The sequence below is a fragment of the Streptomyces sp. NPDC006733 genome (assembly GCF_040636125.1).
In the GTDB taxonomy this organism is placed as follows: domain Bacteria; phylum Actinomycetota; class Actinomycetes; order Streptomycetales; family Streptomycetaceae; genus Actinacidiphila.
The window spans coordinates 1-16,187 of record NZ_JBEYJD010000096.1 but is presented as its reverse complement, the minus strand read 5'-3'; the positions used below and the strand labels follow the sequence as shown (position 1 = coordinate 16,187).

General features: G+C 75.5%; 3 protein-coding genes. All 3 read left to right on the top strand.

Translation table 11 applies throughout. The features are described from left to right. The coding region (locus tag ABZ721_RS39980) for an SDR family NAD(P)-dependent oxidoreductase (RefSeq protein ID WP_358793756.1) at window positions 1-8,425 on the top strand (8,425 nt) is incomplete at its 5' end. 46 nt (window positions 8,426-8,471) lie between these two features. Continuing rightward, window positions 8,472-13,907 (top strand): type I polyketide synthase, encoded by a 5,436-nt coding sequence (locus tag ABZ721_RS39975; RefSeq protein WP_358793755.1) that lies wholly within the window; start codon window positions 8,472-8,474, stop codon window positions 13,905-13,907. Between the two features lie 25 nt (window positions 13,908-13,932). Further along, window positions 13,933-16,187 (top strand): type I polyketide synthase (locus tag ABZ721_RS39970; RefSeq protein WP_358793754.1); only part of this gene is annotated, 2,255 nt, incomplete at its 3' end.

Genomic DNA, 16,187 nt, shown 5'->3' with positions numbered 1-16,187 from the left:
CGGACGGCTGGAGATCGCCGCCGTCAACGGCCCCCGGTCCACCGTCGTCGCCGGCGAGCCCGCCGCACTCGACGCCTTCCACACCGCGCTGACCGGCGAGGGTGTCCGCGCCCGCAAGGTCCCCGTCGACTACGCCTCCCACACCAGCCACGTCGAACGCATCGAGGCCGACCTCGCCCGCGTCCTGGCCTCGCTGACCCCGCAGGCGCCCCTCATCCCGATGTACTCCACGCTCAACGGCGAGTGGCTCGACGGCAGCACCCCCCTCGACGCGGGCTACTGGTACCGCAACCTGCGCCACACGGTGCAGTTCGCCCGGTCCACGGCGGCGCTGGCCGCCCAGGACCACCGCGTCTTCGTCGAGGTGAGCACGCACCCGGTGCTCACCACCGCCCTCCAGGACATCCTGGAGGACGAGGAGACGGCCGCGCCGGTCGTCACGGGCACGCTGCGCCGGGACGACGGCGACCTCGACCGCTTCCTCGGCTCGCTCGCCAACCTCCAGGTCCGCGGGGTTCCGGTCGACTGGACGCCGGCGCCGTCCACCGGCCCGCACCGGTCGGTGGACCTGCCGACCTACGCCTTCCAGCGGCAGCGCTACTGGCTGGCCGAGACCGGCAGCAGCGGCAACGTCAACGCGGCCGGTCTCGACTCCTCCGAGCACCCGCTGCTCAGCGCCGTGGTCGAACTCCCGGGCTCCGGCGGGGTGCTGGCCACCAGCCGGATCTCCCTCGCCACGCACCCGTGGCTCGCCGACCACACCGTCGAGGGCGTGGCGCTGCTCCCCGGCACGGCGCTGATCGAACTGGCGCTGCGGGCCGGCGACAAGGCCGGTACGGACGTGGTGGACGAACTCGTCCTGGAGGCACCGCTGGTCCTGCCGCAGCTGACCGCGGTCCGCATCCAGGTGGCCATCGGCGGGGCGGACGCCGCCGGCCGCCGCAGCGTGACCATCCACTCGCGCCAGGACCACGCCGACCCGGACGCGTCCTGGACCCGGCACGCCACCGGCTTCCTCACCACCGGGTCGGCCGCGCGGCCCGGCGGCGACCTCGCCGTCTGGCCGCCGCAGGACGCCCAGACCGTGGACGTGGGCGAGCTCTACGACCGCCGGGCGGGCGCCGGGCAGGAGTTCGGGCCGGTCTTCCAGGGACTGCGCAAGGTCTGGCGGCGCGGGGACGAGACCTTCGCCGAGGTCGCGCTCCCGGAGGACACCCCGGACGCGGCGGCGTTCGGGCTGCACCCCGCCCTGCTGGACGCGGCGCTGCACGCCGCCGACTTCGGGGCGCTCACCGCGGTCGAGGCCGGGCAGCTCCTGCTGCCGTCCGTCTGGAAGGGCGTGGCCCTGCACGCCACCGGCGCGGAACAGCTCCGGATCCGCATCGCGCCGACCGGCGACGGCACCGTCACCGTCGACGCCGCCGACAGCACCGGCACGGCGGTGGCGACCGTCCGGTCCCTGACGTTCCGCGCCTTCGACACCGGCCGGCTCGCCCCCGGGAGCGGCGACCACCACGACGTGCTCTTCCGGGTCGCCTGGCAGCCGCTGCCGCTCGCTGCGGGGGCCGGCGGCCCGCAGTGGCCGACCCTGGATCTCACCGGCGCCACGGACGACGTGCACGACCGGGCCGCGCACGCCCTGGCGGCCGTGCAGCGGTGGCTCACCGGCACGGAACAGGAGGACACCCGGCTGGTGGTCCTGACCCGGGACGCCGTCACCGATCCGGCGGCGGCGGGCGTGTGGGGGCTGGTCCGCACCGCGCAGGCCGAGCACCCGGACCGGATCGTCCTCGTGGACGTCGACGGCACGGAGGCCAGCCGCGGCGCGCTGCTGCCGGCTCTCGCGACCGGCGAGCCGCAACTCGCCCTGCGCAACGGCATCGCGTCGGTGCCGCGGCTCGTCCGGTCCGAAGGCGAGCCGGCGGAGGACGGCCGGGCGCTCGACCCCGAGGGCACCGTGCTGATCACCGGCGGCACCGGCACCCTCGGCGCACTGGCCGCCCGCCACCTCGTCACCACCCACGGCATCCGCCACCTGCTGCTGACCAGCAGGCGCGGCCCCGACGCGAACGGCGCCACCGAACTCACCGCCGAACTGAAGGCACTCGGAGCGCAGGTCACCATCGCCGCCTGCGACGCCGCCGACCGCGACGCCCTCGCCACAACCCTGGCCGGCATACCCGTCGAACACCCGCTCACCGCGATCATCCACACCGCGGGCGTCCTCGACGACGGCATCATCACCGCCCTCACCCCGGAGCGGATCGGCACCGTCCTCCGCCCGAAGATCGACGCCGCCCGCAACCTCCACGACCTCACCCAGCACGCCGACCTCGCCGCCTTCGTCCTCTACTCCTCCGCCGCCGGCACCCTCGGCAACCCCGGACAGGCCAACTACGCCGCCGCCAACGCCGCCCTCGACGCCCTCGCCCACCAACTCCGCACCACCGGCACCCCCGCCACCTCCCTCGCCTGGGGCTACTGGTCCGACGTCAGCGGGATGACCACCCACCTCGACGAGACGGCCCTGCTGCGGCACCGCCGCGACGGCATGCTGGGGCTCTCCGCCGACGACGGCATGCGCCTGCTCGACGCGGGGCTGCGGTCCTCCGGGGCCGCGTACGTGGCCGCCAACCTGGACCTCGCCGGGCTGCGCGTGCGGGCGGCGACCGAACCGGTGCTCCCGCTGCTGCGGAGCCTGGTCCGTCCGGCCCGGCGCACCGCCCGGGCGGGCGGGCGCCCGTCCGGCGGCAACTCGCTGGCCGAGCGGTTGACCGGGCTGCCCGCCGCCGAGCAGAGCCGGCTCCTGCTGGACCTGGTGCGCTCCGAGGCGGCGTCCGTACTGGGGCACGCCAACCCCGAGCGGATCCAGCCGGACCGGGCGTTCAAGGAGGTCGGGTTCGACTCGCTCACCGCCGTCGAACTGCGCAACCGGGTCAGCACCCGCAGCGGACTGCGGCTGCCGACCACCCTGGTCTTCGACTACCCGACACCGACGGTGCTCGCCCGCCACCTGGCCGCGGAGCTGATCGGCGAGCAGCCGGAGGCGGTGCCGGCCGCGGTGGCCGCCACCGGTGCGGACACGGCGGAGGATCCGATCGCGATCGTGGCGATCGGCTGCCGGTTCCCCGGCGGCGCCGACAGCGCCGAGGAGCTGTGGCGGCTGGTCGCGGAGGGCGTCGACGTCATCGGCGACTTCCCCGCCGACCGCGGCTGGGACCTGGAGGGGATCTACGACCCGGACCCGGAGCGCCGGGGCAGGTCGTACGCCCGCAACGGCGCCTTCCTGGACACCGCGACGGAGTTCGACGCCGGGTTCTTCGGGATCTCGCCCCGTGAGGCCGACGCGATGGACCCGCAGCAGCGGCTGCTGCTGGAGACCTCATGGGAGACGTTCGAGCGGGCCGGCATCGACCCGGCCGCGCTGCGCGGCGGCAACGTCGGCGTGTACGTCGGGGTCAACGACCGCGACTACGCGATGCGGTTGCAGCAGGACAACGGGGACTCCGAGGGCTACCGCCTCACCGGAACCTCCGGGAGCGTCGCCTCCGGCCGGATCTCCTACGTCTTCGGCCTCGAAGGGCCGGCCCTCACCATCGACACGGCCTGCTCGTCCTCGCTGGTCGCCCTGCACCTCGCCGCGCAGTCGCTGCGCAACGGCGAGACGGACATGGCGCTGGCGGGCGGGGTGGCCGTGATGAGCACCCCCGACGCGTTCGTGGAGTTCTCCCGGCAGCGCGGGCTGTCGGCCGACGGACGCTGCAAGGCGTTCGCCGACGCGGCGGACGGCACCGGCTGGGCCGAGGGCATCGGTCTGCTGCTGGTCGAGCGGCTCTCGGACGCCCGGCGGCTCGGCCACCCCGTGCTGGCCGTCGTCCGCGGCTCCGCCGTCAACCAGGACGGCGCCTCCAACGGACTCACCGCCCCCAACGGCCCCTCCCAGCAGCGCGTCATCCGCGCGGCACTGAAGAACGCCGGGCTGGCCGCAGGTGACATCGACGCCGTGGAGGCGCACGGCACCGGCACCAGCCTCGGCGACCCCATCGAGGCACAGGCGCTGCTCGCCACGTACGGCCAGGACCGCGACGGCGGACAGCCGCTCTGGCTCGGCTCGTTGAAGTCCAACATCGGCCACACCCAGGGAGCGGCGGGCGTCGCGAGCGTGATCAAGATGGTGGAGGCCATCCGGCACGGCGTCCTCCCCAGGACGCTGCACATCGACCGGCCGTCGCCCAAGATCGACTGGTCGGCGGGCGCGGTGGAGCTGCTCACCGAGGCCCGGGACTGGCCGGCGCGGGACGGCAGGCCGCGCCGGGCGGGCGTCTCCTCGTTCGGGGTCAGCGGCACCAACGCGCACGTCATCATCGAGCAGGCCCCGGCGCCGGACGGCGACGGGGACCAGGCCGGTCCCGCCGGGACCGCGTCCGCTCCGCCGGTCCTGCCGTTCGCGCTGTCGGCCAAGAGCCCGGACGCCCTGCGCGGCCAGGCCCGGCGGCTCGCCGCCCGGGTGGCGGCCGGAACCGGCGACGACCTCGCCGATGTGGCGTACTCGCTGGTCACGAGCCGCGCGGTGCTGGACCGGCGGGCCGTGGTGCTGGCGGGCGACCGCGAGGAGTTGCTGACGGGCCTCGAAGCACTCGCCACGGGCTCGGCCCCCGGCTCCGTGATCACCGGAGAGCCGGCCGGCGGCAGGACCGCCTTCCTCTTCTCGGGACAGGGCAGCCAGCAGCCCGGCATGGGACGCGAGCTGTACGCCGCCTTCCCGGCGTACGCGCGGTCGTTCGACGCGGCCTGCGAGGCGCTGGACCGGGAGCTGGCCGGGCACGTGGACCATCCCCTGCGCGACGTGGTCTTCGCCGCCGCCGACTCGGAGGAGTCCGCGCTGCTGCACCGGACCGTCTACACCCAGGCCGCGCTGTTCGCCGTCGAGGTCTCGCTGTTCCGGCTGGTGGAGTCGTGGGGCGTCCGCCCCGACCACCTCGCGGGACACTCCATCGGCGAGCTGGCCGCCGCCCATGTGGCGGGAGTCCTGTCGCTGCCCGACGCCGCGACCCTGGTCGCGGCCCGCGGCCGGATGATGCAGGCGCTCCCCGAGGGCGGCGCGATGGTGGCCGTCCAGGCCACCGAGGCCGACCTGGCACCGCTGCTCACCGAGACCGAGTGGGTCGGGATCGCCGCGGTCAACGGGCCCACGTCGGTGGTGATCTCCGGCGAGGAGGACGTGGTCCTGCGGATCACCAGCGCCTGCCGCAGCCTCGGCTGGAAGACGAAGCGGCTGCGCGTCAGCCACGCCTTCCACTCACCGCGGATGGACGGCATGCTCGACGCGTTCCGCGAGGTCGCGGCGGAGCTGACCTTCCAGGCACCGCGCATCCCGATCGTCTCGACGCTGACCGGCCGGCCGGTCACGGCGGAGGAACTCGCCTCCCCCGACTACTGGACCGAGCACGTGCGCCGGCCGGTGCGCTTCCTGGACGCGGTGCGCGCCCTGCGGGAGCAGGACGTCAGCACCTTCCTGGAACTCGGCCCGGACGCCGTCCTGACGGCGATGGCCCAGGAGTCGCTGGACGGCGCCGAGGCGCTGTGCGTCCCGGCCCTGCGCCGCGAACGCCCGGAGACCGCGACCCTGCTGGCGGCGGTCGCCGGACTGCACGTGCGCGGCACCGCCGTCGCGTGGCCCGCGCTCTTCGACGGCACGGCCGCCGCACGGGTGGACCTGCCCACGTACGCCTTCCAGCGCGAGCGCCACTGGGCGACGGCAGGCACCGGCGCGGCGGACGCCGACTCCCTCGGGCTGCGCGCCACCGGCCACCCGCTGCTGAGCGTGCTGACCGAACTGCCGGACACGGACGGCCTGGTGGGCACCGGGCGGCTCTCGCTGCGGACCCACCCGTGGCTGGCCGACCACGCCAAGTCGGGCGTGGTGCTGGTACCGGGCACGGCCCTGGTCGAACTGGCGGTGCGCGCCGGCGACGAGGCCGGGACCGGGGTGCTGGACGAACTCGTCCTCGAAGCGCCGCTGGTCGTGCCCGAGCGCGGCGGAGTCCAGCTCCGCGTCCAGGTACTGGAATCGGACGGCACCGGCCGGCGGGCCGTGAGCGTCTACTCGCGCCCCGACGGGGCGGAGAGCCTGGCACCGTGGACCCGGCACGCCGCCGGATCCCTGACGAAGGAGGGCCCGCGACCCGCAGCCGGCATGGCAACCTGGCCGCCGGAGGGCGCCGAGGCGGTCGACGTGGGCGGCTTCTACGACCGCCGGGCGGCGGACGGACACGAGTTCGGCCCGGTCTTCCAGGGGCTGCACCGGGTCTGGCGGCGCGGCGAGGAGATCTTCGCCGAGGTCGCCCTCCCCGAGGAGGCCGCCCAGGACGCGGCCGCGTTCGGGCTGCACCCCGCCCTGCTCGACGCCGCGCTGCACGCCACCAGCTTCGGGGCGGTCACCGCGACCGACCCCGGGCACCTGCTCCTCCCCTTCGCCTGGAAGGGAGTGGCCCTGCACGCCGCCGGCGCCACCCGACTGCGGATCCGCATCACACCGGCCGGCGAGAACACCGTCGCGGTGACGGCGGCCGACAGCACCGGCGCACCCGTCGCGACCGTCGAGGCGCTCACCTTCCGCGCCGTCGACACCAGCTCGCTCGGTGCCGGCGACGACGCCAACCGCGACGCCCTGTTCCGCGTCGAGTGGCAGCCGCTGCCGCTCGACGGGGCCGGGCCCGACCAGCCCTGGCCCGTCCTCGATCTCAGCACCGGCTCCGGCGACCTGCGCGAGCTGACCGCCCGGGCCCTGGGCGGGGTTCAGGAGTGGCTGACCGGCACCGGCGCCGAAGGGGCCCGGCTGGTGGTCCTGACCCGGGACGCCGTCACCGATCCGGCGGCGGCGGGCGTGTGGGGGCTGGTCCGCACCGCGCAGGCCGAGCACCCGGACCGGATCGTCCTCGTGGACGTCGACGGCACCGACGCCAGCCGCGGCGCGCTGCTGCCGGCCCTCGCGACCGGCGAGCCGCAACTCGCCCTGCGCAACGGCATCGCGACGGTCCCCCGGCTGGTCCGCACCACCGGCGAGCCGGCGGAGGACGGCCGGGCGCTCGACCCCGAGGGCACCGTGCTGATCACCGGCGGCACCGGCACCCTCGGCGCACTGGCCGCCCGCCACCTCGTCACCACCCACGGCATCCGCCACCTGCTGCTGACCAGCAGGCGCGGCCCCGACGCGAACGGCGCCACCGAACTCACCGCCGAACTGAAGGCACTCGGAGCGCAGGTCACCATCGCCGCCTGCGACGCCGCCGACCGCGACGCCCTCGCCACAACCCTGGCCGGCATATCCGCCGAACACCCGCTCACCGCGATCATCCACACCGCGGGCGTCCTCGACGACGGCATCATCACCGCCCTCACCCCCGACCGGCTCGCCGGTGTGCTCCGCCCCAAGATCGACGCCGCCCGCAACCTCCACGACCTCACCCAGCACGCCGACCTGACGGCCTTCGTCCTCTACTCCTCCGCCGCCGGGACCCTCGGCAACCCCGGACAGGCCAACTACGCCGCCGCCAACGCCGCACTCGACGCCCTCGCCCACCAACTCCGCACCACCGGCACCCCCGCCACCTCCCTCGCCTGGGGCCTGTGGGACGAGGCCAGCGGGATGACCGGCACGCTCGGCGCCGCCGATCTGCAGCGGGGCAGGCGCACCGGGATCACCGGAATGTCGACGGAGTCGGCGCTCGCGCTGCTCGACGTCGGACTGCGGTCCGCGGACGCGGCGCTGGTGACCGCGCGGCTGGACCTGGCGGCCCTGCGGGCGCCATCCGACCCGGACTCCGTACCGCCGCTGCTGCGCTCCCTGGTGCGCACACCGCGCAAGGCCGCCCGTGCCGCCGCCGTGACCGAACAGACGCTGGCCGACCGGCTCAAGGCGCTGCCCGAGGCCGAGCGGGAGCGGACGCTGCTCGACCTGGTGCGCTCCGAGGCCGCCGCGGTGCTCGGGCACGCGACGGCCAAGGCCGTCGGGGCCCAGCACGCCTTCAAGGACCTGGGGTTCGACTCCCTGGCCTCCGTGGTGCTGCGCAACCGGCTCGCGACGGTCAGCGGGGTGCGGCTCCCGGCCACGCTGGTCTTCGACCACCCCACCCCCGCCGCGCTCGCCGAGTACCTGCGGCACGAGCTCGACTGCGACGGCCCCGCGACACCGCCGTCGGTGTCGGCGGAGCTGGACCAACTGGAGGCGGCACTCGCCGACCTCGCCCCGGACGGGACGGTACGCGCCGAGGTGGCCGTCCGGCTGCGGGCGCTGACCGCGAAGGTCGAGGCCCGCGCCGGCGCCGCCGGACCCGGCGAGGCCGTCGGTGCCGACGTCGACCTCGACTCGGCGACCGACGACGAGATCTTCCAGCTCATGGACGGCGAACTCGGTCTGTCCTGAACCACCCCCGGACCATCAACCGACGCCTTGAGAGGGAAGACCCGGTATGTCGAATGACGAGAAGCTCCGCGAGTACCTGAAGCGGGCACTGGTCGACTTGAAGCAGGCCAACAAGCGGCTGCGGGACGTCGAGGCCGCGAAGTCCGAGCCGATCGCGATCGTGGGAATGGGCTGCCGGCTGCCGGGCGGGGTCTCCTCGCCCGAGGAGCTGTGGCAGCTGGTGGAGCAGGGCGGCGACGCCGTCTCCGGCTTCCCCGAGGACCGGGACTGGGACCTCGAGCGGCTCTTCGACCCCGACCCGGACCGGCGCGGCACGTCGTACGTCAGCGAGGGCGGGTTCCTGCGGGACGCGACCCGGTTCGACGCCGCGTTCTTCGGCATCAACTCGCGTGAGGCGCTGTCGATGAACCCCCAGCAGCGGCTGCTGCTGGAGACCTCGTGGGAGACGTTCGAGCGGGCCGGCATCGACCCGACGTCGCTGCGCGGCGGCAAGGTCGGCGTCTACTCCGGTGTGATGTACCACGACTACGCCACGGACATGGAGCAGGCTCCGGCCGAGGTGGAGGGGTATCTGAGCACCGGCACCGCCGCCAGCGTCGCGTCCGGGCGGGTGTCGTACACGCTCGGCCTCGAAGGGCCGGCCGTCACCCTGGACACGGCGTGCTCGTCGTCCCTGGTGGCGCTGCACCTGGCGGTGCGGGCGCTGCGCGACGGCGAGATCGACATGGCGCTGGCGGGCGGGGCCGCGGTCATGAGCACCCCCGGGGTGTTCGTGGAGTTCTCCCGGCAGCGCGGCCTGGCGACCGACGGGCGCTGCAAGGCGTTCGCGGCGGGCGCCGACGGCACCGGCTGGGCGGAGGGCGTCGGGCTGCTGCTCGTGGAGCGGCTCTCCGACGCGCAGCGCCTCGGCCACCCGGTGCTGGCCGTGGTGCGGGGCACCGCCGTCAACCAGGACGGCGCCTCGAACGGCCTCACCGCCCCCAACGGCCCCTCCCAGCAGCGCGTCATCCGCGCGGCGCTGAAGAACGCCGGGCTGGGAGCCTTTGAGGTCGACGCCGTCGAGGGGCACGGCACCGGCACGACGCTGGGCGACCCCATCGAGGCGCAGGCGCTGCTGGCCACCTACGGCCAGGACCGCGACGGCGGACAGCCGCTGTGGCTCGGCTCGTTGAAGTCCAACATCGGCCACACGCAGGCCGCGGCGGGCGCCGCGGGCGTCATCAAGATGGTCCAGGCGATGCGGCACGGCGTGCTGCCCAGGACGCTGCACGTGGACGCGCCCTCGCCGAAGGTGGAGTGGTCCGAGGGCGCGGTGGAGCTGCTCACCGAGGCGCGCGACTGGCCGGAGACCGGCCGCCCGCGCCGGGCCGCCGTCTCCGCCTTCGGCGTCAGCGGCACCAACGCCCACGTCATCATCGAGCAGGCACCCCCCGCCGAGACTGCCGCACGCGCGGACCGCGACCCGGCGGGTCCGGTGGCCCTGACGCTGTCGGCCCGGTCCTCCGACGCGCTGCGCGCCCAGGCCGGCCGGCTGCTCGACCTCCTCGAAGCCGACCCCGAGGAGCACACCCGGCTCGACGACATCGCGTACGCGCTGGTCACCTCCCGTGCGGCGCTCGACCGGCGCGCGGTGGTCACCGCCGCCGACCGGGCGCAGGCGGTGGCGGGCCTGAAGGCGCTGAGCGCCGGTGAGCCCGCGTCCAACGTGGTGACCGGCACCGCCGACGCCGACGGCAGGACCGTCTTCGTCTTCCCCGGCCAGGGCTCCCAGTGGGTGGGCATGGGTGCGCGGCTTCTCGACTCCTCGGCGCTGTTCGCCGAGTCGGTGGCGGCCTGCGAGCGGGCGCTCGCGCCCTACGTCGACTGGTCGCTGACCGAGGTGCTCCGGCAGGCGGAGGGCGCGCCGACCCTGGACCGGGTCGACGTCCTGCAGCCCGCGTCGTTCGCGATGATGGTCTCGCTGGCCGCGCTCTGGCGCGCGCACGGCATCACCCCCGACGCCGTACTCGGCCACTCGCAGGGCGAGATCGCCGCGGCCCACGTCGCCGGGGCGCTCACCCTGGAGGACGCGGCCAAGGTCGTCGCCCTGCGCAGCCAGGCCATCGCGGCGGGGCTCGCCGGGCACGGCGGCATGATGTCGATACCGCTCCCGCTGGACGAGGTCACCCGGCGACTGGCCCCCTACGCGGCACGGCTGGAGGTCGCCGCGGTCAACGGCCCCGGCTCCACCGTCGTCGCCGGGGAGCCGAAGGCGCTGGACGAGCTGCACGCCGCCCTCACCGCGGACGGGGTGCGCGCCCGCAGGATCGCCGTCGACTACGCCTCCCACACCAGCCACGTCGAGCGCATCGAGGGCGACCTGGCCCGGGTGCTCGCCGGCATCACCCCGCGAACGCCCGCCGTCCCGATGTTCTCCACCCTCGAGGGCACCTGGCTGGACGACTCCACGCCCGTCGACGCCGGGTACTGGTACCGCAACCTGCGGCAGCCGGTGCGCTTCGCCGAGGCCGTGGAGTCCCTCGCGGCCGACGGCCACCGCACCTTCGTGGAGGTCAGCACCCACCCCGTGCTCACCACCTCGGTCCAGGACGTGCTGGAGGCCGTCCTGGAGGCGGAGGACGGCGAGGGATCGCTGGTCACCGGCACGCTGCGGCGTGACGACGGCGACCTGCCGCGCTTCCTCACCTCGCTGGCGAGCCTGCACGTGAACGGCGCCCGGGTCGACTGGGAACCGCTCTTCGGCGGGGTCGACCACGAGCACGTGGACCTGCCCACCTACGCGTTCCAGCGGCAGCGGTTCTGGCTGAAGGAGACCGGCGGCAGCGGCAATGTGGGCGCGGCCGGGCTGGACCCCGCCGGGCACCCGCTGCTGAGCGCGGTCGCCGTGCTCCCCGACTCCGGCGGGGTGCTGGCCACCGGCCGGCTCTCGCTGACGACCCACGCCTGGCTGGCCGACCACGCCGTCGAAGGCGTCGTGCTGGTGCCGGGCACGGCGCTGGTGGAGCTGGCTGTCCAGGCCGGCGACCGGGCGGGGACCGGGGTGCTGGACGAACTGGTCCTCGCGGCTCCGCTGACCCTGCCGGACTCCGGCGCCGTCCGCGTCCAGGTGGCCGTCGGCGCGGCGGACGAGGCGGGCCGCCGGGGCGTGACCGTCCACTCCCGCCCGGACCACGCGGACCCGGACGCGTCCTGGACCCGGCACGCCACCGGCTTCCTGACCCCGGCGGCGCGCCCCGCGACGGGTGATCTCACGCTCTGGCCGCCGCGGGGCGCCGAGGCCGTGGCGCTGGACGACTTCTACGACCGCCGGTTCGCCGCCGGCTACGGCTACGGGCCGGTCTTCCAGGGCCTGCGCAAGGTGTGGCGGCGCGGCACGGAGGTCTTCGCCGAGGTCGCCCTGCCCGAGGGGGCGGCCAAGGACGCCGCCGCGTTCGGGCTGCACCCCGCCCTGCTCGACGCCGCCCTGCACGCGGGCTCGTTCGCCGGCGGCGAGGAGGCCGCCGGGCAGACCGTGCTGCCGTTCGCCTGGGAGGGGGTGGCGCTGCACGCCGCGGGCGCCTCCGCCCTGCGGGTGCGCATCGCGCCGCACGCGTCCGACGGCATCACGCTGGAGGCGGCGGACCCGAACGGCGCCCCGGTGCTCTCCGTCGGCTCGCTCGTGTTCCGGCCGGTCGCGGCCGAAGGACTGGGCGGGGCCGCGGACCTCGTCCGGGACGCGCTGTTCCGGCTGGAGTGGGCGCCCCTGGCGCTCGGCACGACGCCCGCCGCCGAGGCGGGACGCGACGGGCCGGTCCTCGACCTGACCGACGCCGACGACGACGTGCGGACGCGGACGGCCCGTGCGCTCGCCGCCGTGCAGGAGTGGCTGACCGGCACCGGACCGGAGGACGCGCGGCTGGTCGTGCTGACCCGCGACGCCGTCACCGACCCCGCGGCGGCCGCCGTCCAGGGCCTGGTCCGCTCCGCCCAGTCCGAACACCCGGACCGCGTCGTCCTGGTGGACCTCGACGGCTCCGCCGCGAGCCGCGACGCGCTCCCCCGGGCGCTGGCCTCCGGCGAGCCGCAGCTCAGCCTGCGCGACGGCGTCGCGTCCGTACCGCGGCTGGCGCGGACCGCCGGCGACAGCGGCGGCGCGGGGTGGACGGCCGACCCCGCCGGCACCGTACTGATCACCGGCGGCACCGGCGGGCTGGGCGGCATCCTCGCCCGGCACCTGGTCACCGCACACGGTGCGCGGCACCTGCTACTGACCAGCCGGCGCGGCCCCGACGCGAACGGCGCGACGGAACTCGGCGCCGAACTGACCGCGCTGGGCGCGCACGTCACCATCGCCGCCTGCGACGCCGCCGACCGCGACGCGCTCGCCGCGACGCTGGCCGGCATCCCGGCGGAGCACCCGCTCACCGCGGTCGTGCACACCGCGGGCGTCCTGGACGACGGCATCATCACCGCCCTCACCCCGGAGCGGGTCGGCACCGTCCTCCGCCCGAAGATCGACGCCGCGCTGAACCTCCACGACCTCACCCGGGGCGCCGACCTGGCGGCCTTCGTCCTCTACTCGTCGGCGGCCGGCACCCTCGGCAACCCCGGACAGGCCAACTACTCGGCCGCCAACGCCGCCCTCGACGCCCTCGCCCACCGGCGGCAGGCGCAGGGGCTGCCCGCCACGTCCCTGGCCTGGGGCCTGTGGGAGGACGCCAGCGGCATGACGGGCCACCTGGGCGACAGCGACCAGAGCCGGATGCGGCGCGGCGGCGCCTCGGCGCTGAGCGCCGCGGAGGGCATGGAGCTGTTCGACGCCGCGCTGCGCTCGGGCCTCGCGCACCTGGTGCCCAGCAAGATGAACTTCGCCGCGCTGCGCGCCGAGGCGGCGAGCGGCCGGCTGGCGCCCCCGCTCGGCGGGCTGGTCCGGGTGCCGCGCAAGGCGGCGCAGGCCGGGGCCGCGGAAGCGGAGTCCCCGGTCGCGCAGCTGGCCGGGCTGGGCGAGGCCGACCAGCTGCGGCTGCTGCTGTCCCTGGTGCGCGGGCACGCGGAGACCGTGCTGGGCGGCGCCGACCCCATCGGGGCGGACCACGCCTTCAAGGCGGTCGGCTTCGACTCGCTGACCGCGGTGGAGCTGCGCAACCGCCTCGCCAAGGCGACCGGCATCCGGCTCCCCGCCACGCTGGTCTTCGACTACCCGACGCCGGCGGCGCTCGCCCGCCACCTGCGGGACGAGCTCGTTCCGCGGGGCGGGGACGACGACCCGTCAGCCGCCCGCGAGGCGGACATCCGCCGGGCGCTGGCCCTCGTGCCGTTCAGCCGCTTCCGCGAGGCGGGCGTGCTGGACGCGCTCGTGCGGCTGGCGGACGTCCCCGACTCCCCCGCCGCCGCACCGCGGCAGCCGGCGACGGCGGACAGCGCGGAAGCGGAGCTGGACCTGCTCGTCGCCATGGACACCGACAGCCTCATCGCCCGCGCGCTGGGCACCGTCAGCAACTGATCAGTGATGGATCCGGTAGCCAACTGTGGAGGAACCGATGACCACGCCCGACGAAAAGCTCGTGGAGGCCCTGCGCGCCTCCCTCATCGAGAACGAACGGCTGAAGCAGGAGAGCAGACGGGCCAGCGCGGCGGCCAGTGAGCCGATCGCGATCGTGGGGATGGGCTGCCGGCTGCCGGGCGGGGTCTCCTCGCCCGAGGAGCTGTGGCAGCTGGTGGAGCAGGGCGTCGACGCCGTCTCCGGCTTCCCCGAGGACCGCGGCTGGAACCTGGCGGAGCTCTTCGACGACGACCCGGCCCACTCCGGCACCTCGTACGTCGACGAGGGCGGGTTCCTCTACGAGGCGGGCCAGTTCGACGCCGGCTTCTTCGGGATCTCGCCGCGCGAGGCGCTGGCCATGGACCCGCAGCAGCGCCTGCTGCTGGAGACGTCCTGGGAGACGTTCGAGCGGGCCGGCATCGACCCGACGTCGCTGCGCGGCGGCAAGGTCGGCGTCTACGCCGGCGCGATGTACCACGACTACGCGCCCGCCCTGGAGCTGTCGCCGAAGGAGCTCGAAGGCTTTCTGGGCACCGGCAACTCCGGCAGCGTCGCCTCCGGCCGCGTGTCGTACACCCTCGGGTTCGAGGGGCCGGCCATCACGGTCGACACGGCGTGCTCGTCCTCGCTGGTCGCCCTGCACCTCGCGGCGCAGGCGCTGCGCAGCGGCGAGATCGACATGGCGCTCGCCGGGGCGGTCGCGATCATGAGCTCGCCCGGCGTCTTCGTGGAGTTCTCCCGGCAGCGGGGGCTGGCCACCGACGGGCGCTGCAAGGCGTTCGCGGACGCGGCGGACGGCACCGGCTGGGGCGAGGGCATCGGCCTGCTGCTCGTCGAGCGGCTGTCGGACGCGCAGCGGCTGGGCCACCCGGTGCTGGCCGTCGTGCGGGGCACCGCCGTCAACCAGGACGGCGCCTCCAACGGCCTCACCGCCCCCAACGGCCCCTCCCAGCAGCGCGTGATCCGCGCGGCGCTGAAGAACGCCGGACTGGGCACCGGCGACGTCGACGCCGTCGAAGGGCACGGCACCGGCACCAGTCTCGGCGACCCCATCGAGGCGCAGGCGCTGCTGGCCACCTACGGCCAGGACCGCGACGGCGGACAGCCGCTGTGGCTCGGCTCGTTGAAGTCCAACATCGGCCACACGCAGGCCGCGGCGGGCGCCGCGGGCGTCATCAAGATGGTCCAGGCGATCCGGCACGGCGTGCTGCCCAGGACGCTGCACGTCGACCGGCCCTCGGGCACCGTCGACTGGACGGCGGGCGCCGTGGAGCTGCTGACCGAGGCGCGGGAGTGGCCGGAGACCGGGCGCCCGCGCCGGGCCGCCGTCTCCGCCTTCGGCGTCAGCGGCACCAACGCCCACGTCATCATCGAGCAGGCACCCCCCGCCGAGACCGCCTCGCGGGAGAGCGGCGCCGCCGCGACGCCGGTGCCGTGGCTGGTCTCCGGCCGGACGGCGGCCGCGCTGCGCGGTCAGGCGGACCGGCTGCTGACCGCCGCCCAGGGTCTGGACCCGGTGGACGTCGGGTACTCGCTGGCGTTCTCGCGGGCGATGCTGGAGCAGCGCGCGGTGGTCGTCCCCGGCGGCGACGCGGGCGACGACGAGTCCCTCGTCCAGGGCCTGAAGGCGCTGAGCCTGGGTGAGCCGGCAGCCAACGTCATCACCGGCACGGCGGACGCGGACGGCAAGACGGTCTTCGTCTTCCCCGGCCAGGGCTCGCAGTGGGTGGGCATGGGCGCCGAACTCCTGGACAGCTCGCCGGTGTTCGCGGACGCGATCGACCAGTGCGCCAAGGCGCTCGCCCCGTACGTCGACTGGTCGCTGACCGACGTCATCCGGCAGGCGGAGGGCGCGCCCACGCTGGACCGCGTCGACGTCGTCCAGCCCGTCTCGTTCGCGATGATGGTCTCGCTGGCCGCCCTGTGGCGCTCGCACGGCGTCATCCCCGACGCCGTCATCGGCCACTCCCAGGGGGAGATCGCCGCCGCCTGCGTCGCCGGGGCCCTCACCATCGAGGACGCCGCGAAGGTGGTCGCGCTGCGCAGCCAGGCCATCGGCGCGGGACTCGCGGGCCACGGCGGCATGATGTCGATCCCGCTGCCGCTCGACGAGGTCACCACCCGGATCGAGGAGTACGCCGGACGGCTGGAGATCGCCGCCGTCAACGGCCCCCGGTCCACCGTCGTCGCCGGCGAGCCCGCCGCACTCGACGCCTTCCACACCGCGCTGACCGGCGAGGG

What these genes read in the sequence shown, in the direction of transcription:
- ABZ721_RS39975 (WP_358793755.1), top strand. Translation starts at nt 8,472, where the DNA reads ATGTCGAATGACGAGAAGCTCCGCGAGTACCTGAAGCGGGCACTGGTC.